The 696-nt window shown below is 56.8% G+C and carries 1 protein-coding gene; it reads right to left on the bottom strand.

The features are described from left to right. The coding region (locus tag FE851_RS25885; RefSeq protein WP_145206937.1) for a hypothetical protein at positions 1-565 on the bottom strand (565 nt) is incomplete at its 3' end. Between the last annotated feature and the right edge of the window lie 131 nt (positions 566-696).

Raw genomic sequence — 696 nt, 5'->3', positions numbered from 1 at the left:
CCTGATCCGCGGCCTTCACCGAATGCCTACGATTATTCCAGCCTCCGGTGCGAACCGAGATGTCGACCGATGATTGAACAGCAAGGATAAGGCGGTGCTTGTCAAAGCGATCCAGTTCTCCGACCGCTACAAGATACGGATTGCCTCGGGGGTATGGACGTGCCCGTTTCACAAGCTCAGTGGCAAGAGGACCCGCGTCCTTCAGTTTCCACAAGCCTTTAGTAAGATCAGCCTTCTTGCCGCCCGCTTTCACAATCGGAAATTCCGTGCGGTCCTCGCGGCCTCCATTGGCTTTGGCACATGCGGTGATGAGATAATCAAGAGCACATCGTAGGTTATGGACCGCGTCCCCGACGTAGAGCGCGAGGGCCTTGTCCGGGAAACCCATCCGATCCCCGACAAGGAAGCCATGGGCCGCCCGCTTCTTTGCAGGAACCATCGATACAGAGGTTGGGTGCTTCGCGAAATGTGCTGCCGCGGCCCGATGGAATTCGTCGATGTGGTAATTTGCCCTTTCGACTTTACGAACGGCATCAGCAAAGTCAGGCTTCTCAGCGGCTCTCACGGTATTGTCGCAGCGAAGCAGCCGAGTGCGCCGGGGGGCGGAACGAGCGTTTTGCCCTTCAGGATTGCACAAAGCGCATTGAAGTCGGCCTGCTCCGCGAAAAAGACAATCACTTCATACTTTCCCCGATC

Origin of the sequence: Sphingobium sp. B2, assembly GCF_007693735.1 — a bacterium.
In the GTDB taxonomy this organism is placed as follows: Bacteria; Pseudomonadota; Alphaproteobacteria; order Sphingomonadales; family Sphingomonadaceae; genus Sphingobium; species Sphingobium xenophagum.
The sequence above is the reverse complement of the archived record's forward strand: the minus strand, read 5'-3'. Positions and strand labels throughout refer to the sequence as shown.